This is a genomic window from Rhodoferax sp. (assembly GCF_037143375.1).
In the GTDB taxonomy this organism is placed as follows: domain Bacteria; phylum Pseudomonadota; class Gammaproteobacteria; order Burkholderiales; family Burkholderiaceae_C; genus Rhodoferax.
This window is the reverse complement of record NZ_JBAWYV010000017.1, coordinates 1-24,764: the sequence shown is the minus strand read 5'-3', so window position 1 is coordinate 24,764 and position 24,764 is coordinate 1. Positions and strand designations below refer to the sequence as shown.

At 58.0% G+C, this 24,764-nt stretch carries 19 protein-coding genes and 1 pseudogene; 17 read left to right on the top strand and 3 right to left on the bottom strand.

Annotated features, from left to right (window positions below):
* Window positions 1-310 precede the first annotated feature (310 nt).
* From WCG50_RS04770 to WCG50_RS04750, 5 genes are all read left to right on the top strand, one after another.
* Window positions 311-3,928, top strand: coding sequence for an indolepyruvate ferredoxin oxidoreductase family protein (locus WCG50_RS04770; RefSeq protein WP_336898428.1), 3,618 nt, complete (start codon window positions 311-313; stop codon window positions 3,926-3,928).
* A gap of 120 nt (window positions 3,929-4,048) precedes the next feature.
* On the top strand, window positions 4,049-4,381 hold the full coding sequence (gene yajC, locus WCG50_RS04765) for a preprotein translocase subunit YajC (RefSeq protein ID WP_336898427.1): 333 nt from the start codon (window positions 4,049-4,051) through the stop codon (window positions 4,379-4,381).
* Window positions 4,382-4,411: 30 nt separating this feature from the next.
* The gene (gene secD / locus WCG50_RS04760) at window positions 4,412-6,292 is read left to right on the top strand and encodes a protein translocase subunit SecD (RefSeq protein WP_336898426.1); all 1,881 of its coding nucleotides are present in this window, start codon (window positions 4,412-4,414) and stop codon (window positions 6,290-6,292) included.
* Window positions 6,293-6,304: 12 nt separating this feature from the next.
* Window positions 6,305-7,258 carry a protein translocase subunit SecF gene (gene secF / locus WCG50_RS04755; protein WP_336898425.1) on the top strand — a complete coding sequence of 318 codons (954 nt, stop codon included), beginning with the start codon at window positions 6,305-6,307 and terminating at the stop codon, window positions 7,256-7,258.
* A gap of 14 nt (window positions 7,259-7,272) precedes the next feature.
* A complete protein-coding gene (locus tag WCG50_RS04750; protein WP_336898424.1) occupies window positions 7,273-9,669 on the top strand; it encodes a DUF1631 family protein in 2,397 nt (798 codons plus the stop codon).
* Window positions 9,670-9,681: 12 nt separating this feature from the next.
* On the opposite strand, the gene WCG50_RS04745 is transcribed toward WCG50_RS04750, so the two are convergent.
* From WCG50_RS04745 to WCG50_RS04735, 3 genes are all read right to left on the bottom strand, one after another.
* Entirely contained in the window at window positions 9,682-10,191 is a 510-nt protein-coding gene (locus WCG50_RS04745; RefSeq protein WP_336898423.1) for a DUF494 domain-containing protein, read from the bottom strand.
* A 78-nt stretch (window positions 10,192-10,269) separates the two neighbouring features.
* The gene (gene dprA / locus WCG50_RS04740; protein WP_336898422.1) at window positions 10,270-11,499 is read right to left on the bottom strand and encodes a DNA-processing protein DprA; all 1,230 of its coding nucleotides are present in this window, start codon (window positions 11,497-11,499) and stop codon (window positions 10,270-10,272) included.
* Window positions 11,500-11,522: 23 nt separating this feature from the next.
* The gene (locus tag WCG50_RS04735; RefSeq protein ID WP_336898421.1) at window positions 11,523-12,722 is read right to left on the bottom strand and encodes a LysM peptidoglycan-binding domain-containing protein; all 1,200 of its coding nucleotides are present in this window, start codon (window positions 12,720-12,722) and stop codon (window positions 11,523-11,525) included.
* Window positions 12,723-12,932: 210 nt separating this feature from the next.
* On the opposite strand from WCG50_RS04735, the gene def reads away from it, so the two are divergent.
* The 12 genes and pseudogenes from def to WCG50_RS04675 all read left to right on the top strand — a co-directional run.
* Window positions 12,933-13,442 carry a peptide deformylase gene (gene def / locus WCG50_RS04730; RefSeq protein ID WP_336898420.1) on the top strand — a complete coding sequence of 170 codons (510 nt, stop codon included), beginning with the start codon at window positions 12,933-12,935 and terminating at the stop codon, window positions 13,440-13,442.
* Window positions 13,439-14,449, top strand: a complete 1,011-nt coding sequence (gene fmt / locus WCG50_RS04725) for a methionyl-tRNA formyltransferase (RefSeq protein WP_336898419.1) — start codon at window positions 13,439-13,441, stop codon at window positions 14,447-14,449. Before def ends, fmt begins: the two co-directional genes overlap by 4 nt.
* A gap of 13 nt (window positions 14,450-14,462) precedes the next feature.
* Entirely contained in the window at window positions 14,463-15,194 is a 732-nt protein-coding gene (locus tag WCG50_RS04720) for an AzlC family ABC transporter permease (RefSeq protein WP_336898418.1), read from the top strand.
* Window positions 15,191-15,541, top strand: a complete 351-nt coding sequence (locus WCG50_RS04715) for an AzlD domain-containing protein (RefSeq protein ID WP_336898417.1) — start codon at window positions 15,191-15,193, stop codon at window positions 15,539-15,541. The genes WCG50_RS04720 and WCG50_RS04715 overlap by 4 nt, the downstream gene beginning before the upstream one ends.
* Before the next feature lie 72 nt (window positions 15,542-15,613).
* Window positions 15,614-16,801, top strand: a pseudogene (locus tag WCG50_RS04710) (phosphoglycerate kinase); the annotation flags it as partial.
* A 513-nt stretch (window positions 16,802-17,314) separates the two neighbouring features.
* Complete coding sequence (locus WCG50_RS04705) at window positions 17,315-17,698, top strand: response regulator (RefSeq protein WP_336898416.1); 384 nt, start codon at window positions 17,315-17,317, stop codon at window positions 17,696-17,698.
* A gap of 71 nt (window positions 17,699-17,769) precedes the next feature.
* Window positions 17,770-20,118, top strand: coding sequence for a methyl-accepting chemotaxis protein (locus WCG50_RS04700; protein ID WP_336898415.1), 2,349 nt, complete (start codon window positions 17,770-17,772; stop codon window positions 20,116-20,118).
* Between the two features lie 3 nt (window positions 20,119-20,121).
* The gene (locus WCG50_RS04695; RefSeq protein ID WP_336898414.1) at window positions 20,122-20,784 is read left to right on the top strand and encodes a hypothetical protein; all 663 of its coding nucleotides are present in this window, start codon (window positions 20,122-20,124) and stop codon (window positions 20,782-20,784) included.
* A 10-nt stretch (window positions 20,785-20,794) separates the two neighbouring features.
* Window positions 20,795-21,163, top strand: coding sequence for a response regulator (locus WCG50_RS04690; RefSeq protein WP_336898413.1), 369 nt, complete (start codon window positions 20,795-20,797; stop codon window positions 21,161-21,163).
* A gap of 72 nt (window positions 21,164-21,235) precedes the next feature.
* Window positions 21,236-21,544 carry an STAS domain-containing protein gene (locus WCG50_RS04685; protein ID WP_336898412.1) on the top strand — a complete coding sequence of 103 codons (309 nt, stop codon included), beginning with the start codon at window positions 21,236-21,238 and terminating at the stop codon, window positions 21,542-21,544.
* The gene (locus tag WCG50_RS04680; protein ID WP_336898411.1) at window positions 21,541-23,763 is read left to right on the top strand and encodes a chemotaxis protein CheA; all 2,223 of its coding nucleotides are present in this window, start codon (window positions 21,541-21,543) and stop codon (window positions 23,761-23,763) included. The genes WCG50_RS04685 and WCG50_RS04680 overlap by 4 nt, the downstream gene beginning before the upstream one ends.
* 64 nt (window positions 23,764-23,827) lie before the next feature.
* Window positions 23,828-24,764, top strand: a 937-nt coding sequence (locus tag WCG50_RS04675; RefSeq protein ID WP_336898410.1) for a methyl-accepting chemotaxis protein, incomplete at its 3' end; no start/stop codon positions are given.

Below are 24,764 nucleotides of genomic sequence, written 5' to 3'. Positions count from 1 at the left end.
CTTTCATGGTGGTTTGTATTCATGCTATTTAATTTGTAGCTACTTGCGCAGGTGCAGCGGGGGCTAGGAGCTGATTTTCCTTAAGCTTTCTGGTTTATGCGGTTGGGACGGGTCCGCCCCGCCTTTGCGTTCCTTGTCGTTAGATACACGGGTAAACGAGACCTTGCGCGCAAAGACAATGCCGGACTTCGCGCATACACTTTCCTACTCAAAATAATTGAGACTGCTGGCTACCCGCCGTGCAGTTTTTAGCCGACCGCCCACAAGGCGATCAACCTTGAACCCCTGCCAGTACCCTGGAGATACCTTCATGAACGCACCGCTGCCCGCACACCTTCGACAATCACTTGAGACCGTGACGCTGGATGACAAGTATTCCCTGGACCACGGACCGGCTTTCATGAGCGGCGTACAAGCGCTGGTTCGCCTGCCGATGTTGCAGCGCGTGCGTGATGCGCAATTGGGCAAAAACACCGCCGGCTTCATCAGCGGCTACCGCGGCTCGCCGCTGGGCGGCTATGACCAGGCGCTGGTCAAGGCCGAGAAATACCTCAAGGCGCAGCACATTGTTTTTCAACCCGGCGTCAACGAAGAGCTGGCCGCTACCGCCTTGTGGGGCACGCAGCAACTGGGTTTTGCCCCGCCCGGCAGCAATAAATACGATGGCGTGTTCGGTATCTGGTACGGCAAAGGCCCGGGCGTGGACCGTTGCAGCGATGTTTTCAAGCATGCCAACATGGCCGGCACCACCCCTTGGGGCGGTGTGATTGCGGTGGCGGGGGATGACCACATTTCCAAAAGCTCGACCGCTGCGCACCAGAGCGACCACATTTTCAAGGCCTGCGGCTCGCCGGTGTTTTTTCCGGCCACGGTGCAGGAAATTCTGGACCTGGGCATTCATGCCTTTGCCATGAGCCGTTTTTCGGGCGTCTGGGCCGGCATGAAGACGATTCAGGAAATTGTCGAATCCAGCGCCACCGCCCTGATCGACCCGAACCGGGTGCAGATCAAAATCCCGACCGACTTTGAGATGCCGCCGGGTGGGCTGCACATTCGCTGGCCAGACGCCGCGCTGGAGCAGGAGGCTCGCCTTTTTCATTACAAGTGGTACGCCGCGCTGGCCTATATCCGCGCCAATCGCCTGAACTACAACGTGATTGAAGGCCAGCATGACCGGCTCGGTTTGATCGCCAGTGGCAAGGCGTACAGCGACACGCGCCAGGCGCTGATCGATCTGGGGCTGGACGATGCCACCTGCCAGCAGGTTGGCATTCGGCTGCACAAGGTGGGCGTGGTGTGGCCGCTGGAGGCGCAACTGACGCGCGAATTTGCCACCGGCTTGCAAGAGATTCTGGTGATTGAGGAAAAGCGCCAGGTCATTGAGTACCAGTTGAAGGAAGAGCTTTACAACTGGCGTGCCGATGTGCGGCCCAATGTGCTGGGCAAGTTCAATGAAGGTTCGGGTGATTTCAGCGGTGGCGAGTGGTCCAACCCGAACCCGACCGCCAACACGCTGTTGCGCGCCAATGCCGATTTGTCGCCCGCCATCATCGCCCGCGCGATTGCGCAACGCCTGAAGAAGCTGGGCGTGAGTTCTGACATTGGTGCCCGCATCGACGCGCAACTGGCCATTTTGGCGGCCAAGGAAAGCGCGATGCAGGTGATCGATCTGGCGGGCAGCAAAGACGCGGAGCGCCAGCCCTGGTTTTGCTCGGGTTGCCCACACAACACTTCTACCCGCGTGCCTGAAGGCTCGCGCGCCATGGCAGGCATTGGCTGCCATTTCATGACGATCTGGATGGACCGCGCCACGGTGGGTTTCACGCAGATGGGTGGCGAAGGCGTGCCGTGGGTCGGGCAGCAGCCGTTCAGCAACGACTCCCACATGTTTGCCAATCTGGGCGACGGCACTTACTTTCACAGCGGCTTGCTGGCGGTGCGCCAAAGCATTGCCGCAGGTGTCAATATCACCTACAAAATTTTGTACAACGACGCCGTGGCCATGACCGGGGGTCAGCAAGTCGGCGAGCGCCCGGAGGGTCACTCGGTGGTTCAAATCGCCCAAAGCATGCGGGCTGAGGGCACAGTCAAAATCACCATCGTCACCGATGAGCCGGAAAAATACGCCCACATCACCGGCTTGCCCGTGGGGATTGCGATTGAACACCGTGACCAACTCGACCGCATCCAGCGCGAGTTTCGGGAGATCAAGGGCACCAGCGTCATCATCTACGACCAAACCTGCGCCACCGAGAAACGCCGCCGCCGCAAGCGGGGCACGCTGGTGGACCCGGCCAAGCGCGTGGTCATCAACGAGCTGGTGTGCGAGGGCTGTGGCGACTGTGGCGTGCAAAGCAATTGCCTGAGCATTGAGCCGCTGGAAACCGAATTTGGCCGCAAACGCCAGATCAACCAGAGCACCTGCAACAAAGATTATTCGTGCGTCAAAGGCTTTTGCCCGAGCTTTGTCACGGTCGAAGGCGGGCAGCTCAAGAAGGTGGCCAAAGGCCAGGGGCCGTCACCGTTTGAACTGGGCGCTCTGCCAGAACCCGTGTTGCCGTCGATTGAGAGCGTGGATGGCAAGGTCTGGGGCATTGTGGTTGCGGGGGTGGGCGGCACCGGAGTCATCACCATTGGCCAGTTGCTGGGTGTAGCTGCGCATCTGGAAGGCAAAGGCATCATCACGCAAGATGCCGGCGGCCTGGCACAAAAGGGCGGCGGCACCTGGAGTCATGTGCTGATTGGCGCGACGCAGGACGCGATCCGCACCACGCGGGTGAGCATGGCAGCGGCCGACCTGATCATTGGGTGCGACCCGATCGTGGCCGCCAACAAGGAAACCGCGTTGCGCATGCGAGAAGGGCGCACCCATGTGGCGCTCAACTCACACGCCGCACCGACGGCGGCTTTTGTCACCAACGCCAACTGGGTCAATCCGTCGGACGCCTGTGTTGGCGCGGTGGTGAAAGCGGTCGGGTTGAGCGCGGTGGCAGCGTTCAACGCAGACTCTGCCGCCACCGAGTTGATGGGCGACAGCATTTACACCAACCCGATGATGTTGGGCTTTGCGTGGCAAAAAGGCTGGATTCCGCTGGGCTTTGCCGCGCTGATGCGGGCGATTGAACTCAACGCCGTGGCGGTAGCCAATAATAAAACCGCGTTCGAGTGGGGCCGCCGGGCAGCGAACGAGGGCGCTGCGTTTGAGAAGCGCCTCCTTCCAGGGCAAGTTATTGCATTCACCCAGCGCACGCCGCTGGACGAGTTGATCGCTAAACGGGTGGCGTTTTTGACCGACTACCAAAATGCAGCCTACGCGCAAACCTATCTGGACTTTGTTCAAAAAGTGCGTGCCGTAGACGCCTCGGCGGGCAACAAGAACCTGGCGTTGACCGAAGCGGTGGCGCGCTACCTGTTCAAGCTGATGGCCTACAAGGACGAGTATGAGGTGGCACGGTTGCACACCGACCGCGCTTTCCACAACAAAATCAACGCGATGTTTGAAGGTGATTTCAAGGTGCATTACCACTTGGCGCCACCGCTGATGGCCAAAAAGAACGACCGTGGTGAGTTGCAAAAACAGGTGTTTGGCCCTGCGATGCTGACGGCTTTCAAATTTCTGGCCCGTCTCAAGGGTCTGCGCAGCACGGCCCTCGACGTTTTTGGCTACAGCTTGGAACGCAAAGAGGAAGTCGCACTGATTACCGAGTACCGAGCGAGTCTGGATGAGATTTTGAGTGTGCTGGGCCGTGGCGCCTCGACGGGTGACAACCCGCAGCGTTACCAAAAAGCGCTTGAAATGGCCCGTATCCCTGAGCAAATCAGGGGATTTGGGCATGTCAAGGCGCGTCATCTCAAGACCGCACGCCAAAATTGGGCGCTGCTGTTGGCTCAGTTTCGCAGCGATGCGCCGGTCCTTCGGTCGGCCTGAGGCGTCGCAAATGGGTCACGCAGGCCCGCTTACAATGGCAAGTTGCCTGCCTTTTGCACAGTCAAGTGCGAAAGGCAGTGCTTTGTGTTGCTTTCCTGATTCAATTTTCTGGAGTTTCCTTTGTTTATTTCTTCTGCTTTTGCTCAAACCGTTCCTGCCGCTGCCGCTGGCGGCGATATGCAATCTTCGATCATGAGCATGCTGCCGCTGGTGCTGATGTTTGTGGTGCTTTACTTTGTGATGATTCGCCCGCAGATGAAAAAACAGAAAGAGCACAAGGCAATGATTGACGCTTTGTCCAAGGGCGACGAGATTGCCACCTCTGGCGGCATGCTGGGCAAGGTCACCAAATTGGGTGACAGCTATGTGTCACTCGAAGTGGCCACCGGTGTTGAGATCCAGATCCAGCGCAGCGCCGTGGTTCAGGTCTTGCCAAAAGGCAGCATCAAGTAATCTGATCACTCACTAAAAACAAGCTCGATCATGAATCGTTACCCGATATGGAAGTACGCGATCATCTTGATCGCGCTGGTGGTGGGGGCCTTGTACACCCTGCCGAATTTTTTTGGTGAAGCCCCTGCCGTGCAGGTGTCGTCGACCAAAGTGGCCTTCAAGGTCGATAGCGGCACGCTGACGCGGGTTGAAGAAGCCATCAAGTCGGCTGGGCTGGTCGCTGATGTGGTGTCGCTGGACGGCACCTCGGTCAAAGCCCGTTTTGGCAACACCGAGACCCAACTCAAAGCCAAGGACGCGATTCAAAAAGCGTTGATCCCTGACCCCGCCAATCCGGGTTATGTGGTGGCACTCAACCTGCTGTCTCGGTCGCCCGCCTGGCTGACGTCATTGCATGCGTTCCCCATGTATTTGGGTCTGGATTTGCGTGGCGGCGTGCACTTCATGCTGCAAGTGGACATGCAAGCGGCCTTGACCAAAAAAGCCGAGTCCCTGGCCGGTGACATTCGTACCAGCTTGCGCGAGAAAAATGTGCGCCACAGTGGCATTAGTCGCAATGCCCAGACGATTGAAATTCGTTTTCGTGACATGCCGACTCTGACCGCTGCCAAGGGTTTGATTCTGGATCAGTTCACCGACCTGCAAACGGTCGAGGCACCGGATGGCACCGAGTTCAAGCTGACCGCATCCATCAAGCCCGAAGCGGCCCGTCGCGTGCAGGACCAGTCGCTCAAGCAGAACATCACTACTCTGCATAACCGAATCAACGAGCTGGGCGTGGCCGAGCCGGTGATTCAGCAGCAGGGTCTGGACCGCATTGTGGTGCAACTTCCCGGTGTGCAGGACACCGCCAAGGCCAAAGACATTCTGGGTCGCACGGCCACGCTGGAAGTGCGCATGGTTGATGAAACCAGTGAAGCCCGGGGGGCTGAGAGCGGTACCTCAGCAGTGCCATTTGGCTCTGAGCGTTTTCTGGAACGCAGTGGCCAGCCCGTCATTGTTAAAAAACAGGTCATCCTGACCGGCGAAAACCTGACCGATGCCCAGCCCGGCTTTGACAGCCAGACGCAAGAAGCCGTGGTCAACCTGACGCTTGATGCCAAAGGCGCCCGTATTTTCCGCGACGTGACGCGCGAAAGCATTGGCAAGCGCATGGCCATCGTGTTATTTGAAAAAGGCAAGGGCGAAGTGGTGACAGCGCCAGTGATTCGCTCTGAGATCAGTGGCGGTCGGGTGCAAATCTCGGGTCGCATGACCTCGATGGAAGCCAACGACACCTCTTTGCTGTTGCGCGCAGGTTCGCTGGCAGCGCCGATGGAAATCATCGAAGAAACCACCATCGGCCCAAGTTTGGGTGCCGAAAACATTGCCAAGGGCTTTAACAGCGTGACCTACGGTTTTGCCGCTGTCGCGGTGTTCATGTGCCTGTATTACGTGTTGTTTGGTATGTTCTCCAGCATCTCACTGGCAGTCAATTTGCTGCTGCTGGTGGCGGTGTTGTCGATGCTGCAAGCGACGTTGACGTTGCCGGGTATGGCCGCCATGGCCTTGGTGCTGGGTATGGCGATTGATGCCAACGTGCTGATCAATGAGCGGGTGCGCGAAGAACTGCGCAATGGCGCCTCTGCGCAAGCCGCGATCCATGCCGGCTATGACCGGGCATGGGCCACCATTCTCGACTCCAACGTCACCACCCTGATCGCCGGCCTGGCCTTGCTGGCCTTTGGATCGGGTCCGGTGCGTGGCTTTGCGGTGGTGCACTGTCTGGGTATTTTGACCAGCATGTTCTCGGGGGTTTTCTTTTCAAGAGGCCTGGTGAACTTGTGGTACGGTCGTCAAAACAAGCTCAAAAGCGTGTCAATTGGTACGGTTTGGCGTCCTGAGACTGAGTCTCAGGTCAAGTCAAACTAAGGGAAGGGAATCATGGAATTTTTCAAAATCAAACGCGACATTCCGTTCATGCGGCATGCGCTCGTTTTTAATCTCGTTTCGTTCGTGACCTTTTTGGCGGCGGTGTTTTTCCTGTTCTCTCGGGGATTGCACCTTTCGGTCGAGTTCACCGGCGGCACCTTGATGGAGGTGAGCTACTCCCAACCGGCTGACTTGAATGCCGTGCGCAATACCGTGTCAGCGCTCGGTCTGGCCGATGTGCAAGTGCAAAACTTTGGCACAGCTCGCGATTTACTGATTCGCTTGCCGGTCCAAAAAGGCGTGAGTTCAGCCCAGCAAAGTGAACGCGTGATGACCGCGCTCAAGACCGCCGATGCGTCGGTTGTCATGCGCCGCAGCGAGTTCGTCGGTCCGCAGGTGGGCGATGAGTTGGCCACCGATGGTCTCAAGGCGTTGGCCTGCGTGGTGGCGGGCATCATGCTGTACCTGGCCATCCGGTTTGAGTGGAAGTTTGCGGTGGCGGCCATCATCGCCAACTTGCATGACGTGATCATCATTTTGGGATTCTTTGCCTTCTTCCAGTGGGAGTTTTCCTTGCCCGTTCTGGCCGCCGTGCTCGCCGTGCTGGGCTACTCGGTGAATGAGTCAGTGGTGATTTTTGACCGGATTCGAGAAAATTTCAGACGCTATCGCAAGATGAATTCGCATGAAATCATCGACAGTGCCATTACTTCGACCATCAGCCGCACCATCATCACCCACGGGTGCACTCAGTTAATGGTGTTGTCCATGCTGTTATTTGGCGGCGCCACGCTGCATTACTTTGCACTGGCCCTGACCATCGGCATCTTGTTTGGCATTTACTCATCGGTTTTTGTGGCGGCTGCCATTGCCATGTGGCTGGGCATTCAACGCGAAGACCTGATCAAGAGCGGTACCCAAAAAATTGAAGATCCGAACGATCCCAACGCTGGCGCCACAGTCTGAATAGAATCTGAAGCATGTCCACGCAAGCCACTGTTGCCCAACGAATTCAGCTCGCCCAAGAAACGCGCGCGCGTTTTGTGGCGCAAGCCGGATTGGTCATGGGCGAGGTCGCTGCAGCGGTTCAGGAGCGCCTCTCCAGCCTGATCAATGAACCTGCGCCTTCGCGTGAAATGCACAGTCGTCGTGACGCCTGGACTTTTTACCAAAGCCGACGTGCTGCCTGGTTGGATGGCACCTTAAAACAATGGCAAGCGGCCTTGAAACCGCCTGCGGCCCCCAAGAAAAAAACACTGGAAGATAGCTTTGAGTTGGTTGGCACCGAGGTCGCCGACAACCGCATCGTGGCTTCGCGGTTGGTGCAGGCCTTGATGGAAAAAGTGGGTCCGGACTTCAATGACTTGATTCTGCGCATCAAATTTTTGGTAGGTACGCATTACAGCGAAGGGCCAGAAATTCTTCAGCCCGAAGTGCTGATGCTGTTTATGGTCGAAGAATGGGCGCTCACAGGCATGCCGCTCGATTCCTGGGCCATGGTCAACGAAGTTGTGCTGAATCTCTTGACCGATCGACTTAAAAACGCGTATGTCAGCGCCAACGAACATTTGATCAAACGTGGCGTGCTGCCCACCATTGAACTGAAAGACCGTGTCAAACGGGTCACGTCGGCGCCGTCTCGCGGAGGCTCTAATGGTGGGCCAGCTTCGGGTCAATCGCCGCTGGAGCCAGCTTCCGGCCACAGCGGCTTTTACGACAGCACGAGTAGTCAGGGAGGCCAAAACAACCAAGCCAAGCCCTCGACCACGAGCAGTTTCTCCAGTCGTTTGGGCTGGGGTCAAGAAACTGGTTCGTCTGGGCGACAGAACTCAGGCTACGGTAATGCAGCTGACGAAACACGCTTGATGACTTCCAGCACCCCGCTGGCGCGCGCGCGCAGTCGGGCACAAGGTGTTCTGGGGCAACTCAAACGCTTGTTGATTGGCTCGGGTGGCGCTGATTTTGAGGCAACACACTACCAGCCGCCATCGCCCGCCCTGGCTGCTGCCATGGCAGAGCGTCCGAGTACGGGCAGTTTTTACGCCAGCAGCGAAGAGTCTATTGAAGACTACAGCCCGGCCGGTGTCGCCCGGGTTGCTGGTGATTTACGTCGCCGTACCTCTGACCTGAAGAACAAGGCCGAAACCAAAAGCGAAAAAGCCACGATTGAGATCGTTGCGCTGATGTTCCAGGCGATCTTGCAAGAGGACCGCATTCCCCCCGGCATCCGCGTCTGGTTTGCACGTTTGCAAATGCCGGTGTTGCGGCTGGCGTTGGCCGAGACCGATTTCTTCGGAACCTTGAACCACCCGGCGCGCCAGTTGATAGACCGCATGGGCTCCTGCGTGATGGGGTTTGATGCCAGCGGCATTAAAGGTAGCGCCCTGGAGGCTGAAATCAAACGGGTAGTGCAGGTGATTGAGCAGTACCCGGAGACCGGTAAACGGGTCTACCAGCTGGTGTACGACGAGTTTTTAAAGTTCCTCGCTCAATTCCTGACCAACAAGGTTTCTACCCAAAAATTGGTTAGCGTGGCCCAGTTGGTCGAAGAAAAAGAAACCCTGACGATTCAATACACCATCGAGATGCGTAACATGTTGAAAGACATGCCGGTGCGCGACGAAGTTCGTGAGTTTCTGTTCAAGGTCTGGGCTGAAGTGCTGGCGGTGGCCGCTGTTCGCAAAGGTCCGCAGGACCCGGAGACGCTGGACTACAAAAAATTATCGACCGACTTGGTCTGGGCCGCCAGCGCCAAGCCCAACCGCAGTGACCGCGCTCGCGTGATTCAGGACTTGCCCAAGCTGCTGCAAAAATTACGCGCTGGAATGACTTTGCTGGGCGTGGCCCCGTCTGAGCAGGATGCCCACATAAAAACAGTCAGTGACACCTTGGCGGATGCTTTCCTCTCTAAGACGCAGGCGATTCCAACGGAGCAAATAGCCGCCATGGCCGAGCGCCTGGCGAATCTGGAAGACTTTGTCAGCGAAGACGGCATGGGCGATTTGCCGCTGGACGCAGAGAGCATCGAGATGATGCTCGGTATTGACGCCTCCATGATCGATGTGGTGGCCGATGGTGGCTCCAAGCCGACAACGGCCATGTTGGCGTGGGCGCAAGAGTTGCAGTTGGGCGCCTGGTTTACGCTGGACCATAACGGTCGCCTGGCGCAGGTTCAATTTGTCTGGCGCAGCGACCGTAAGCAGCTTAATTTGTTTGCATCCACCGATGGGCACAGTTACCTGATTCAGGCAGGACGACTTGCTGCCTATTTGCAGGCGGGTCTTTTGTTGCCTCAGGAAGAAGAAACACTCACGGTGCGCGCCACACGCGATGCTTTGGGCAAACTCGAAGCCAACCCGGAACGCCTGTTGGGCTAGGTCGGCCCGCCTTCAGTGGGCGATGCGCCCAGAGGTGTCTTCGCAGAGTTCGTCGAGCACCAGTGCATCGGGCTTCTCCCCCAGACTCCAAAACACCATCAGAACGATGATCTTGAGATCATCCAGCGGCAAGGGGTCCGAGGTGGCGGCCATCGCCCGGTCAATCACCAGCTCGCGCTGATTGGCCGACAAGGCACCGGATGATTCCAGGAAAGAAATAAATCCCAAGCACGAAGCCCCCAAGTGGTTTTGCTCCGCGATGGAGTAAATGCGCATGCTGTGAGGTGAAGGCGTCCACGCCAGGACATCGGACATCGGCGTGCTGCTGACAGGGGCATCGCCCGGCGTCGGGGGCCTCAGGCCGCTAGCGGCGAGGGTCAGGTCGTCAAGCCAAGTCAACGCGTCCTGAATTTCTTCAGGGTCGAACCCGACAGCGCTTAATTTGCGCTCCAGATGTGCCAGTTCAGGACAGGCATCACCGTGCCAATAATTCTCGTAAACGAAAACAAGTACGTCAAACATGGCCTCAATATAGCGCGAAATCGGGTCGACAAAACGGCAAGTTGAGGCACCAATTGGACTTCCCCGCCAATTCTGGCTTTATGCGCGGGCCATGCGTTGAAACAGGCCGCCTGGCAAGCGTGAAACCCGGTTATCGAGCTCCAGTGTCATCAATTGAGCCTGTAAATCGGCGGTATCCAGACCGCAGCGGGCCTGCAGCGCATCCAGTCCGACGGGGTCAAAACCCAGGGCTTGCATGACCCGATCATCGGCGTCGAAAAGATCGCTCGGGCCCGTCGCTTCTGTCTCATTAGCGATCGAATCAGCAGATGCCGCAGGGGCCACGGTTATTTTCATTTCTTCAAGCACATCCTGCGCCGACTCCACCAGTTTGGCGCCTTGCTTGATGAGGGCGTGGCAGCCGCGTGCCTGGGTTGAGTGAATTGAGCCCGGGATGGCGAACACGTCCTTGCCTTGCTCGGCGGTGAGCCGGGCCGTGATGAGTGAGCCCGACTTCAGGGCCGCTTCAATCACCAGTGTGCCCTGCGCCAGTCCGGCCAGAATGCGATTGCGTTTGGGGAAGTTGGCCGAAAGCGGGGGCGTCCCCAGCGGGTACTCACTGATGAGCAAGCCGTTTTGGGCAATGCGGTGCGCCAAGTCCCGGTGCGCTTTGGGATAGACTCGGTCCAGGCCCGTGCCGACCACCGCCACCGTGGCCAGGCGCTGCTCGCCGGGCATGAGGCTGTCAAGCGCGCCTTCATGGGCGGCCCCGTCGATGCCCAGCGCCAGGCCGGAAATTACCGTCAAACCCGCTTGGCCCAGTGCTTTGGAAAATTGCCGGGCATTGGCGACACCTTGCGGTGTGGGGTTGCGACTGCCTACCACTGCCATGCTGTTGACCAGACTGCCGGTAAAACAATGCGCTATAGAATTTGTAGCTGTTAGCGTAGTATTGACGGTGGCTAGAGTGCTATTTGGTATAAATTTGCCGGCGCCCAGCAAGTAGAGCATCAGCGGCGGATCTTCAATATTCAGCAGCGAGGCGGGGTAGTCGGCATCGCCCAGCACCGTGATGTGACGTTGCGCACAGCCTTCGCCGCTGGCCTGTAGCCAGGTCCAGGTAGTGTCAAGCAGCTCAGCCAGTTCAGCCGGCTCGGTACGCAGGTTGTTGGCAAGTGTTTCACTCACCACTTGCCGCAGGGCTGTGCCCGATTGGTGGAAGATCGCACCAGGGAGACCAAACGCGGCCAGCAATTTACGGGCGGTGATGTTGCCAACGCCCGGCGTGAGGCTTAGCCGCAGCCAGAAACCCAGTTCTTCGCGCTCCATCCGGGGCGGTCAATGGCCAGCGGTCAGCGTGGATTCACCAGTCGGTCGCCAACTTTGACGCCGTCGGTAATCTCCAGTATCAGGGCGTAGGAGAGCTTCTCAAAAGTCCGGAACACCATCAGCAAGCCGTTGCGCTCGTCTGGCAATTTAAGCTCGGTGCGCGCTTCATCGGTCTTGTCGATCAGGCGGGCACCGTCTTTCAGAATGGCCATGACATGGCCGGTCTCGATGCCATCTTGGGTGCCTCGGTTGATCACCACTACCTGATTTTGGGCGGCGTTGACCACGGCACTGCCGTAGACCGAGACGATACGGGCGTCTACCTTGCCGGTAGGCGCGTGCGGCACATAGCTTTGGAATTGTTGGGCGGGCTCTGGCAGCATGCGGTCGCCGACGCGCATTTCTTCCTTGGCGGTCACGATGTCAATGGTGGCCGGCACGATGTCGGTGCGGGGCTTGCCATCTTTACCGGTCGACTCTTCGGTGGACTCACTTCGCACCAGCAAGGCCTTGCCGACATATTGCGCCTCGTAGCCCAGCACCACACCCGTCACCGGGTCTTTCAGGGGTGTGGCATTGCGAAAGACGCGAAACGCCTTCTGTTTTGAACCTGGATCGTCCATCAGTGCAGCATCGCCCTGGCCGCGTGCATAAGCACGGTCGCCCCGGGTGAGCAGCACGCGGTCTTCTTGAGTGGCCACAATGCGGGGTGCCAGTTTGAGGGTGTTTTCATCCACGATGACCGGTTCGGCTAAAAACGGCTCAATCAAATGGCTTTTGAGTGTTGGCAAGGCGTCGCTGGCGAGTGTCTCAGAGCGGGTTCGCGGCGACAAGCGCACCGTGTTGGTCGGGGTTTCTTCTGCGGTGGACTGGCGTGTGCGCAGGGTGGCGCGGCCATCTTTTTTCTCAAGAAACAGTTGTTGCCCCGGATAGATCAGGTGCGGGTTTTTGATGTCGTTGAGGTTCATGCCCCACAACTCGGGCCAGCGCCAGGCGCTTTTAAGAAATAGTCCGGATATCGCCCACAACGTGTCACCTCGTTTGACGGTGTAGCTGTCCGGCGCGTTGGGGCTCAATTCGCTCAACGCCACACCGGCTTGGGCCACCTGGTTGGCGGTGGCTTTCTGCTCTGCGGTGATGGGGAAATTTTGTGCCCGCGCGGGTGCGGTGACCAGGATGCCGGCCACCAGCGTCAAGGCGGCGAGAGCGACTTGGGATTTCATCATTGTGTTTTTTATCATGTTGAGCTGCACTGAAAAAGCCTTTAGGTCGGTTCGTGAGGGCGAGTTGCCGAGTGGGCAACTTAATGATAGCTGGATAAGTGTCGCGCGATTTTGCGCCCAAGCCCTTGATACGGCAACGTTTTCTGCGCCGAGCTTGCGCTGGGTGGGTTAAAAGTGGCGAAAATAACGACACTTCTGAACTGGTTAAAAATGGCTTTACTCCCTATCCTCTGCTTTCCTGACCCCAAATTGCACACCGTGGCCAAGCCTGTGCTGACCGTGGATGCCCGTATTCGCCACCTGATTGAAAGCATGCTTGACACCATGTACGAGGCCAAAGGCATCGGCCTGGCTGCCACTCAGGTCGATGTTCATGAGCGGGTGATCGTGATTGACGTGTCTGAAGAGCGCGATGAACCGCTGGTGCTGATCAACCCTCAACTGTTGACCACCAGCGCAGAAACCCATCTCAACGAGGAAGGCTGCCTCTCGGTGCCCGGTATCTACGACGGAGTGACGCGCTTTGACGCCGTCACCGTGAGCGCCCTGGACCGGGACGGGAAAACCTTTGTGCTCGAAGCAGACGGTCTCATGTCGGTCTGTATACAGCACGAGATGGACCACCTGATGGGCAAAGTGTTCGTGGAATACCTCTCTCCGCTCAAACGCAACCGCATCAAGAAAAAAATGCTCAAAGCGCTGCGCGAGGACGAGCGTTGAGACTCATCTTTGCCGGCACGCCCGAGTTTGCCCGGGTCGCTCTGGCACAGTTGCACGCCGCGGGCCACGAGATCGTGCTGGTCTTGTCCCAGCCCGACCGGCCTGCCGGGCGCGGCATGAAGCTGCAAGCCTCGGCGGTCAAGCAATTCGCGCTGGACCAAGGATTGGCGGTAGCGCAACCGCGCAGCTTGCGGCTGGATGGTAAATTTCCCGACGAAGCGGAGGCGGCTCAAGCCGCTATTGCCACGGCGCAGGCCGATGCCATGGTTGTGGCCGCCTATGGCCTGATCCTGCCGCAGTGGGTGCTTGATGCGCCGCGACTGGGCTGCTTCAACATCCATGCTTCGCTGTTGCCGCGCTGGCGGGGGGCTGCACCCATCCACCGCGCCATTGAAGCCGGCGATACCGAGACCGGGGTCACGATCATGCAAATGGACGCCGGGCTCGACACCGGCGACATGCTGATCGTTGAAAAACAAGTCATTTCAGCAACCGATACCACCGCTACCCTGCATGACCACCTTGCCGCGATGGGCGGACGACTGATGGTAGACGCCCTGCAACAGGCTGCCAGCGGTGCGCTACACCCCGTCAAGCAACCGGTGGAGGGCGTCACCTACGCCCACAAAATTGAAAAACACGAAGCCGCCATTGACTGGTCGCAGTCCGCCACGCTGATTACCCAGCGCGTGCGCGCCTTTAACCCCTTTCCCGGCGCCACTGCCGTGCTGAAAGGCGAAACGCTCAAAGTTTGGACCGCCAGCGAGGCGTCAGGCCTCCCGCCTGTTGCTGCGGAATTTGGATCAATTCAGGCTGTAGCCCCCGAATTCATTGCGGTAGCAGCTATGAATTCAGTAGTAAATATTACAGAGCTCCAGCGTCCGGGCGGCAAGCGCTTGCGCGTTGCCGATTTCCTGCGAGGGTTTGAAATTCAGCCCGGCATGGTGTTTGAACCCCATGCCGCCGCGTTGCCGCCGAACGCCCCCTCCACGTCATTGCAGGCCTGAGTCGCCCGGCCGGATGTTTTTCCTGCGTCGTAACTACCAGCACCCCGAGTTCCGCATCGGCGCCCTGGACGCGCTCGCCGTCGCCCCCGGCCTGGCGGCTTGGGGCTTGATGACCGGCGTGGCCATGATGAAGTCCGGCATGAGCACCTTTGAGGCGCTGCTGATGGGGTGCATCGTGTTTGCGGGCAGCTCGCAGTTGGCCGCCATTCCTTTGCTCAGCGCCGGGGCGCCGATGTGGGTGATTCTGGCCACCGGGTTTTGCGTCAACCTGCGCTTTGTGGTGTTCAGCGCCCATATGCGGCCCTATGTCATGCACCTGCCGCTGTGGCAGCGCCTCGTTACCGGCTACGTTACCGCAGACCTGAGCTACGTCATGTTCACCAAACGATTTCCCCACCACGGCGGCGATGCTGCCGATCTGCGCGCCCAGCAGGCCTATCTGGCGGGTAATTGCGGCGTTAACTGGGTGGCTTGGGTCGGGTGCAGCGTGTTGGGTGTGGTGCTGGCCAATTTCATCCCGACAAACTGGGGCCTTGGGTTTGCCGGCATCTTGGCGTTGCTGGGCATTTTGTGTTCTCTGGCCTCGAGCCAGTTGCGCGTGGTTTCGGCGGGCGTGGCTGGGGCGGCTGCGGTGGCGGCCTTTGCGCTGCCGTTCAAACTCAATATTCTGGTGGCCATTGCGGCGGCGGTGGCCTTGTGCCTGATGTTGGAACAAACCGCTGTTGCCAATCGGGACAAGGTATGAGTGGCCACAATGACCCCTGGACTCTGGCCATCATCCTCGGCCTCGCGTGTGTGACGGTGATCACTCGCTCATTCTTTTTCATCTCCAGCAAGCCCTGGAAGCTGCCCCACTGGGCCCAGCGCGGTCTGCAATATGCGCCCATTGCCGCACTGGCTGCGGTGATCGTGCCGGAGATGGTCATGACTCAAGGCCAGTTCATCACCACCTGGCAAGACGCCCGGCTCTTTGCCGTGGGCGCCGGTGCCGCCTGGTTTTTTTGGCGCCATGGCGCTGGCCAAGCCGTTCTGGGCACGATCGTGGCGGGCATGGCGGTGTATTTGCCACTGCATTTGGGGCTGGGCTGGTAACGTTTTGGTCAATCTTTTGCCCGTATTGCGCTTCTACAATCACATCAATCATTTTCATTTCGGGAGTTTTTCATGAACGTCATCCGCTTTTCAGACCTCTGCGCGCAAGGCCAAGTGACCGGCAAACGCGTCTTTATCCGGGCCGACCTCAACGTGCCGCAAGACGACACCGGGACTATTACCGAAGACACCCGCGTGCGCGCCTCCATTCCCTGTATCCAGATGGCGCTGGACGCCGGTGCGGCAGTCATGGTTACCTCTCATCTGGGCCGCCCCACGGAAGGTGAGTTCAAGCCTGCCGACTCGCTGGCACCGGTCGCTCAGCGTATGGCAGAGTTGATGGGTCGCCCCGTCCCGCTGGTCGCCAACTGGGTTGACGGCGTGAGCGTGCAGCCGGGTCAGTTGGTGCTGCTGGAAAACTGCCGCGTCAACAAAGGCGAAAAGAAAAACAACGAAGATCTGGCTAAAAAAATGGCCGCTTTGTGCGATATTTTTGTGCACGACGCCTTTGGCACGGCGCACCGGGCTGAAGCCTCCACCTACGGCATTGCGCAGTTTGCCAAAGTAGCGTGTGCCGGCCCCTTGCTGGCCGCCGAGATGGACGCCATCACGCTGGCGCTGGCCAACCCCAAGCGCCCACTGGTGGCGATCGTGGCCGGCTCCAAAGTCTCCACCAAGCTCACCATTCTCAAAAGCCTGGCTGACAAGGTCGACCAGCTTATTGTGGGCGGTGGCATTGCCAATACCTTCATGCTGGCCGCTGGCCTCAAGATCGGCAAGAGCTTGGCCGAGCCCGATTTGCTGGCCGATGCCAAAGCGGTGATCGACGCCATGAAAGCGCGCGGCGCTGCGGTGCCGATCCCCACCGATGTGGTCACTGCCAAAACCTTCTCGCCCGATGCCGTAGCGACCGTGAAAGCGGCCACTGACGTGGCGGACGATGACCTGATTCTCGACATTGGCCCCCAAACTGCGGCCGCTCTGGCCGAGCAACTCAAATCGGCCGGCACCATCGTCTGGAATGGCCCGGTGGGCGTGTTTGAATTTGCCGCGTTTGAGAACGGCACCAAGGTGATTGCCCACGCGATTGCCGAATCCAGCGCGTTTTCGATTGCCGGGGGTGGCGACACGCTCGGCGCCATTGCCAAGTACGGCATTGAAAAACAGATCGGCTATATCTCTACCGGCGGCGGTGCGTTTTTAGAAGTTCTCGAGGGCAAGACCTTGCCCGCCTTTGAAATTTTGACCCGTCGCGCCGCCGAATCAACGGCAGTGGCACCTGGGCTGGATGTGGCGCGGGGTTTGGGCATGATGGGGTCGGACGCCTCATTGCGAAAAATTTTGACCACCGTCGATGCCAGCCTGACGACCAGCCTGCCGGAAATTTGGCAAGCGCTGGCGGCTGACGATGTGAAAACTGCCAACCGGTTGCTGCATGGCATCAAAGGCTATGTGCCAATTTTCTGCACCGACGCACTGGTGGCACAGGTGACCGAGGTCGAAGGTGCCAGTAAAACGGAAACGGCAGCGGTCTTGAAGCCCCTTTTTGCGGCGCTGGCGCCCCAGTTAGAGGCGCTACTGCTTGACGTTCGTCGCTATGTGGCTCAAGCCTAGGATCGCGACGGCTATTGAGTTTACTTTTCAAAATAATTCGATTTAAATCAAATTATTTTTGGATTTCAAAGTGATAAGCTGTCTGATGAATATTTGATCACGATCAATTGGGAGCCAGGTTATCAATGTCTCTGCTCGTTTAAGTAAAAGATTACTCACATGAAACTCACAAGTGCTCGAATTCTGGTGGTTGACGACGATGCCGTCATGCGAACCTATGTGGTGAATTCGCTTCGACGAATGGGCATTCAAACCATCGAAACCTGCGCAGATGGCACCAGCGCCCTGGAGATGATAAAAAGTTTCAAGCCTGACCTGGTGTTGACCGATATCCATATGGATCCGATGGACGGCCTGGAGTTTGTACGTCAGTTGCGTGTTTTGCCGGATTTGGCGCTGCGCAAGACCCGCATTATTTTCATGAGTGCCGATGCCAGTTCAGGCACTTTGGCAGAAGCCCTGCCACTGGGCACTTTCGGCTATATCGTCAAGCCGCCCAGGCCTGAAACCTTGCAAGCCAAGCTGGAGTTGGCTTTGAAATAACAAACCCGATCGCGAGGGCAGTCGAAGAAAAATAAGCTTGATCTGGCTTAATAAAAATTAAAATAAATCCCATGACTACTGAAATAGACAAAAAACCCGTGAGTCATTTTTTCAGACTGGGTGTCGCGCTGATGAATCTGTTCAGTGGGCCGGTCAAATTCTGGGGCCTGCACGTTCCATTGCTGGCCGCGCTGTGCATTGTGGTGGCGCTGCACTTGTCCAATCTGGCTGATTCGTATCGGCAGTCCACGCAGCGGGGTTTGGCCACCGCATTGCTGGAGCGAATCGCCGATGTGGTGATTCCGTTGCAGGTTTCTCGTGGGCAAACCAACCTGCCGCCATCAGATGAACCCAGTGCAAGTGCCGCACGAAAGCAAACGCAGCAGGTTTTAACTTCAGCGGTTGAGAACCTTGATATCCAGATAAAAAGCAATTCACTGCCCGAAATCCAGCAGCGGTGGGCACCCTTGCGCAGTGGCATCCTGCAACTGGCCTCAGACGCGCAAGCCTCCGCTAACGACCGGGTCGTCCTGTTTAAGCGGTATCGAGATCTCATTTTTGGCCTGCAGCAGCTCATGGTGTATGTCAATGATGCCTCCGGATTGGCGCTGTCTCCCGAGCCGGGCATTTACTACCACGCCTCGATTCTGGTGGACCGTTTTATCCCGTGGATTGAGTCCATCGGCTTGCTGCGCTCCCAAGGTTCGGGCATCCTGGCGCGTGCCGAAAAAAATCCCGCAGACCTCTTGCCGGTGGCCTTGTTCGCCGATGGCGTGGCAGAAGAAGCAGTCAAGCTCAACGCAGTGCATGGGACGCTAAACCGGGCCGGCGACCCACCACATGAGAGCTGGAGCCAGGCCATCAGCTTGGGCCAAACTTTTGAAGCCTCGGCCAGAAAACTCTCTGAGCAGACGTCGGCGGCTGATTATTTTGCAGCGGGAACCCGTGTCATTGAAGCGTCAAACCTGGCCAGACAAGAAGTTGCCCAGCACCTGACCTTGCTTTTGAAGCAGCAGCGTGATCATCTTAAAAATGAGATCGCGGTCACTATGGCTGTGTCTTTGGCAGGCTTGTTTCTGTGGTGGTATTTTGTGATGAGCTTCTTCCGGCTGACGCAGATTGATCGCTCAAGGACCGAAAGAGCCATCGAGCTCGCCGCACAAGGAGATCTCACGGGGCGGGCCGCCTCCGGCATTGAAACGCTGGGCAACTTCGGTCGGCACATGGACGTCATGATGACCAAGATGTCGGCCATCGTGGCCAATATCCGTACTGCTGCTGTGTTGCTGGGCGACACCGGCAAGCGATTGGTCGAAAACACCCGCTCTCTGTCAGAGCGCGCGCATGCACAGGGTGAACATCTGCAGCAAACCTCCATGCACGTCAAACGGGTCAGCGAGACGGTGGCCCGCAATGCCTCTGCCTCCCAGGAGATCAGCATGATGACTGACAGCCTTCACAAAGAGGCGGATGCTGCTGGCCAATTGATGCACCAGGCCGTCCAAAGCATGGGGCCTTTGCAAGTCACCTCGGCGCGCATGTCGGACATCATCGGCACCATCGACGGTATTGCCTTCCAGACCAACCTGCTGGCACTCAATGCGGCCGTCGAGGCGGCTCGCGCCGGAGAACAAGGACGTGGTTTTGCGGTGGTGGCCGCCGAGGTGCGCAACCTGGCCAAGCGCAGTCAGGTGGCAGCTTCCGAAGTGCGTGGTTTGATCGCCGAATCTTCCACACGCGTCACCACCACGGTGACTGAAATTCAGCAAGTCAGCGTCATGATGGAAAGCCTGATTTCGGGCATTGGCGAGATTTCCATGAACGTCAACGTCATGGCCGAAGGCAGTGCAGCCCAAAGTGCGGCCTTGGAAGAGGTTGTCAATGCCGTTGGCGATCTTGACATCCTGACGCAGGAGAACACCGGCTTGATAGCTCGCGCGACCGACAACTCCGACCGCATGATTGCCCAGGCTTCTGCCCTTGAAATTTCAGTCGGTGACATCCAGCTGCGCCAAGGCACGGCCGATCAGGCTCGACAAATGGTGTTTGACGCCATGATGCACATCCAGGGTGTGGGCATGGAGCGGGCTATTGCCGACTTCCATGACCTTGAGGGTCCGTTCCTTGACCGTGACCTCTATGTTTTTGTACTCGATTCCGAGGGCTACTACGTGGTTGATGGTGCCAATGCCCAGCGTGATGGCACCCACTTGAGCGAGATACCAGGCCTGGACGCCGAGAAGTTGATTGACGATGCGCGCCAAGTTTGCGATGAACACCAGGGAGGATGGGTGGCCTATTCAATAACAAACCCGACAACCGGCGTAGTACAGGCCAAATCTTCGTACGTCGTACCCCTGGATGGCGGTCGCTTCCTGGGTTGCGGCTGTTACCTCAACGCTGAATGGTTGCACCTTTAAATGATGAGTAAAGATCAACAACTCTCTGCCACGCCTGATTTCAATCAGGCGTTGGTAACCCTGTGTTCTGCAGTCCTGCCGGTCTGGGGCCGCCAGTTGGCCACTTCGCGCACCCAGTCCGAGGCCGCCGTGTCGGAGATGATTTCTGCCTTCGCAGAAATTGGCCCGCATCTGGACCGGGCGGCCCGCCAGTCACACCAGATTACCGCGGCACTGTCGCACGGCGAAGGCGGCATTACCCAATTGGCGCAGGCCTGCGAAGCTGAACTCGCTCCCTTGCTGCCCAACCTGGATGACACTGCCGCCGCCGCCATTCGCCGTGTCTTGGCCATGATTGGCAAAACGGTCGATGCGCTGGAACAAATTGCCAAGCCCTTTGAGCACGAGACGCAAATGGTGACGCAACAGGTCGACCGAATGTACGTGGGCTTTCAGTACCAGGATCGCATCAGTCAGATGATCACCCTGCTTCATGAAGACATCGAGCGTCTGCAGACCGTCTTGGTTGAGCCCGGAGCCGAGCCCGAAGCGCTGGCGCCCCAGGCCTGGCTGGACCGGCTCGAATCACAGTACGCGATGGCCGAGCAGCGTCATGGGCATAGCGCCAACACGCTGTCTGGCGACGATTTGTTGCCCGACAACGATATTGAAACAACATTTTTCTGAAGAGGTTTTTATGGCACAAACAATTTTGGTGATAGATGACTCCGCCAGCCTGCGCCAGGTAGTGGCCATGGCCCTGCAAGGCGCCGGCTATGAAGTGCTGCAAGCAGGTGATGGCGTGGCGGCCCTCGCCTTGCTGGATGGCCGCAAAATCGGCATGGCTGTGTGCGATGTGAACATGCCCCGCATGAACGGCATCGAGTTCGTCAAAGCCGCCAAAGCCTTGCCCGCCTACCGTTTTCTGCCGATCCTGATGCTCACCACCGAGAGTCAGGAATCAAAGAAAGAAGAAGGCAAAGCCGCCGGTGCCAAGGCGTGGATGGTCAAGCCCTTCTCGCCTGCGTCGCTGGTCAATGCTGTTTCCAAACTCTGCCTGCCTTAAAACAACGGTCTAGCCGCATTTTGCTTGCCCTGCGCGAGCCTTAAAAGTTTCCACGACCACCAGGACCTTGTCATGAGCACACCGTTTGAGCTACCGGCTGAGTTAACGATTTACAGCGCACTGGAAACCCGGGATGCCTTGCTGGCTTGGGTCACCGAGCAAACTGCGCAATCGAGCAGTCACCTCGAGGTGTCGGCGCGTGACGTGTGCGAGGTCGATGGTTCTGGCCTGCAGTTGCTGGCGGCACTGACCAACATGGACCTGACCTGGCGGCTGGTGGAAGCCAGTACCGCGTTCAGTGAAGCCTGCCGTACTTTGGGACTGGCCAGCTGGTTGGACCCTCGCTACCTCAAGGCAGACGCACAAGGAGTGACCGCATGAGCTACTCCAGTAACGATGCCGATCAGGATTTCATCGCGGCGGCCATGCCGGCCTTCATCAGTGAGGCCGTGGAACAAACAGAAGCGATCGAGACCTTGCTGCTGGAGCTGGAGGAGCAACCCAACGACCGCGAATTGCTCGACTCGTTGTTTCGCTGCGCCCACACCGTCAAGGGGTCCGCTGGAATCTTTGGTTTGAACAAGGTGGTTGAATTTACCCACCACGTTGAAACCCTGCTGGACCAAATGCGCGAAGGTGTCATGGTGCTGGGCCCTGAGTTGAGCACCTTGCTCTTGCAATGCAACGACCAGATCAAGTTTCTGGTGGCGACTGCCTCAGACGAGTCCGCCGATACGCCCGAGCAAAAAGACGAGCGGGCTGATCTCGTGATTCAACTGCGTGCCTTGACCGAGGCGCCGGCAAAAAATCAGACCGCTGCCGCAAAGCAGGCTGCATCGTCCACGACCCCGTCCGCGCCTGTTGCGCTGACCAAATGGACGATCACGGCTGGCTTTGGCCCCGAGACCTTTCGCAACGGCATGGACCCACTGTCAATTGCCCGCTACCTGGGTGGCATTGGTGAAGTGTTGTCGATGCGTTGCGGTATTGATACCGTGCCGTCGCTGGTCAATCTGAACCCTGAAACTTGTTATTTGAGTTTCAGCATGGAACTGGCGTCCAAGGCCAGCCGGGAAGACGTCGAAGGCGCTTTCAGCTTTGTGGCAGACGACTGCGAACTCAACGTGATTGCGCCCGAGACACCGGGCCAAAAGCTGGCACGCCAGATTGAAGAAATGCCCGAGACCCCCCGACTCGGTGATTTATTGGTGTCGGTGGGCGCCGTCACCCAGGATCGTTTGGCAGAAGTGCTGTCCACGCAGCAACAAACCCGTGGCATGCCCGCTGCGCCCAAATCCAAACTCGGAGATTTGCTGGAAACCACCGCTGGCGTAGCGCCCGAAGCGGTTGAGGCGGCACTCGGCAAACAACAAAAGTTGCGCGAAACCGGCGCTGGAGAAGAAGGCCGTTACATCCGGGTGCAGGCCGATCGGCTCGACGCCGTGATCAACCTGCTGGGTGAATTGGTCATCGCTGGCGCAGGGGCCACCTTGCTCGCACGTGAAACCCGTCAAAGCGCTCTGGTGGAAACCAACCTGCAGATGAACAGCCTGATTGAAGAAATTCGCAACGGCACGCTGGGTCTGCGCATGGTGCCGGTGGGTGAGACCTTCAGCCGCTTTCGCCGGGTGGTGCGCGACACCGCCTCCAGCTTGGGCAAAACCGTCAATTTTGAAATCGTCGGTGGCGATGCCGAGCTTGATAAATCGATGGTCGAGAAAATTGCCGATCCGCTCATGCACCTGGTTCGAAATTCGCTCGACCATGGTCTCGAGCCACCGCAAGAGCGCCTGGCAGCAGGCAAACCCGCCGCAGGCAAACTGATTCTGAGTGCCCAGCACGAAACCGGGGCCATTTTGATTCGCATCGAGGACGACGGTCGCGGCATCAACCGTGAACGCGTGCTGCAGCGCGCCTGGAACCGCGGCTTGATCGAGCAGGGCGTGGTGCCTTCCGACGATGTCATCAACATGATGATCTTTGAGCCCGGTTTTTCGACCGCCGAGCAGGTCACCAACCTGTCGGGCCGGGGCGTTGGCATGGATGTCGTGCGCCGCAATATCGAAGCCCTGCGCGGGTCGCTCAAGTTGACCAGCAATCCGGGCCGTGGACTGCAGGTGGACATTCGCCTGCCGCTCACCCTGGCCATCATCGATGGCTTTCTGGTGGGCGTGGGCAAGTCCAAGTTTGTGTTGCCGCTGGAGTCGGTGGTCGAAGTCATCGAGTCGGGCGGGCAGCACGTCAAGGTCGATGCCAGTGGGCGCCATTGCCTGGAACTACGTGGCGCGGTGCTGCCGGTGGTGCGCCTGCGCTCCCTCTACACCGTGGAATCCACGTTGCCGGAGCGGGTGAGTGTGGTGGTGGTGAATTCGTCGCGCGGCAAATATGGCATCGAGGTCGAGGTCCTTTTGGGCCAGCAGCAAACCGTCATCAAACCACTGGGCCGTTTATTCAAGACCCTGCGTGGCATCTCGGGCTCCAGCATTCTGGGCAGTGGCGAAGTGGCGCTGATTCTGGATGTGGGTTCTCTGGGAGATTTGGTGACCGCTGATTTGAGCCGCACCAGCCATGCACCAGCCTCGGCAGTTGCTGCCCCTTGAAGACCGTTCGATAAAGAGTCGGTTTTCATCAAAGATTTATAAAATTTATCGTTGGAGTTCTTCCATGAACCTGAATAACTACAAAATTGGCACCCGGCTAACCGTGCTGCTGGCGGTTCTTTCCGCCTTGTTGGTGGCAGTGGGTGCGTTTGGTTTGGCCACCTTGTCCAAGGCCGATGAGACCATGCACCTGATTTATTCCGATCGAATGGTGCCCACGCATCAGCTCGATGAGATCAACTTTTACATGATCCGTAATCGGTTGGTCATCAGCAACACGCTGATCGAACCCACGCCCGAGCGCATTGCCAAGTACACCAAGGAAGTGGAAACCAATATTGCGGGCATCAGCAAGCTATGGGAGAGTTATTCCAAGACCTCGATGTCGGCAGAAAATGCCAGGCTGTCCAAGCTGTTTGCAGAGACCCGGCGTGAATTTGTTCAAAAAGGATTGCTGCCTGCCGTAGCGGCCTTGCGCGACAATAATTTGCCAGAGGCACGGCGTTTGGTACTGGAGGGCCTGAGCCCGTTGCACGATGCGACCAAGCCGCATTTGATCGCCTTGCTTAAAAACATTCAAGAGGATGCCGCCAGTGAATACGCCGCCTCGGCGGCGCGCTATCAAACCGTGCGCAATATCTCTGTTGCAGCGATCATCGGTGGCCTGCTGTTTGCCGTGATTTTTGGTCTCTTCCTGGTGCGAGGCATTACCCGGCCATTGGCCCGTGCGGTGGACATTGCAGACGACATTGCAAATGGCAAACTTGATGGTGCAATCAAGGTCGACAGCACCGATGAAACCGGCCATTTGCTGACTTCGCTGGCCCAAATGCAGACGGTACTGGCCAAATTCCAGAGCGCTCAAAACGAGATGGCGCAACAGCATGGCGCGGGCATGATCGATTACGTGATGCCCACCCATGAGCTGCCAGGGGCGTATGCCGCCATGGCGCAAGCCGCCAACGAAGTGGTGCAATCGCACATCGCGGTAAAGATGAGAA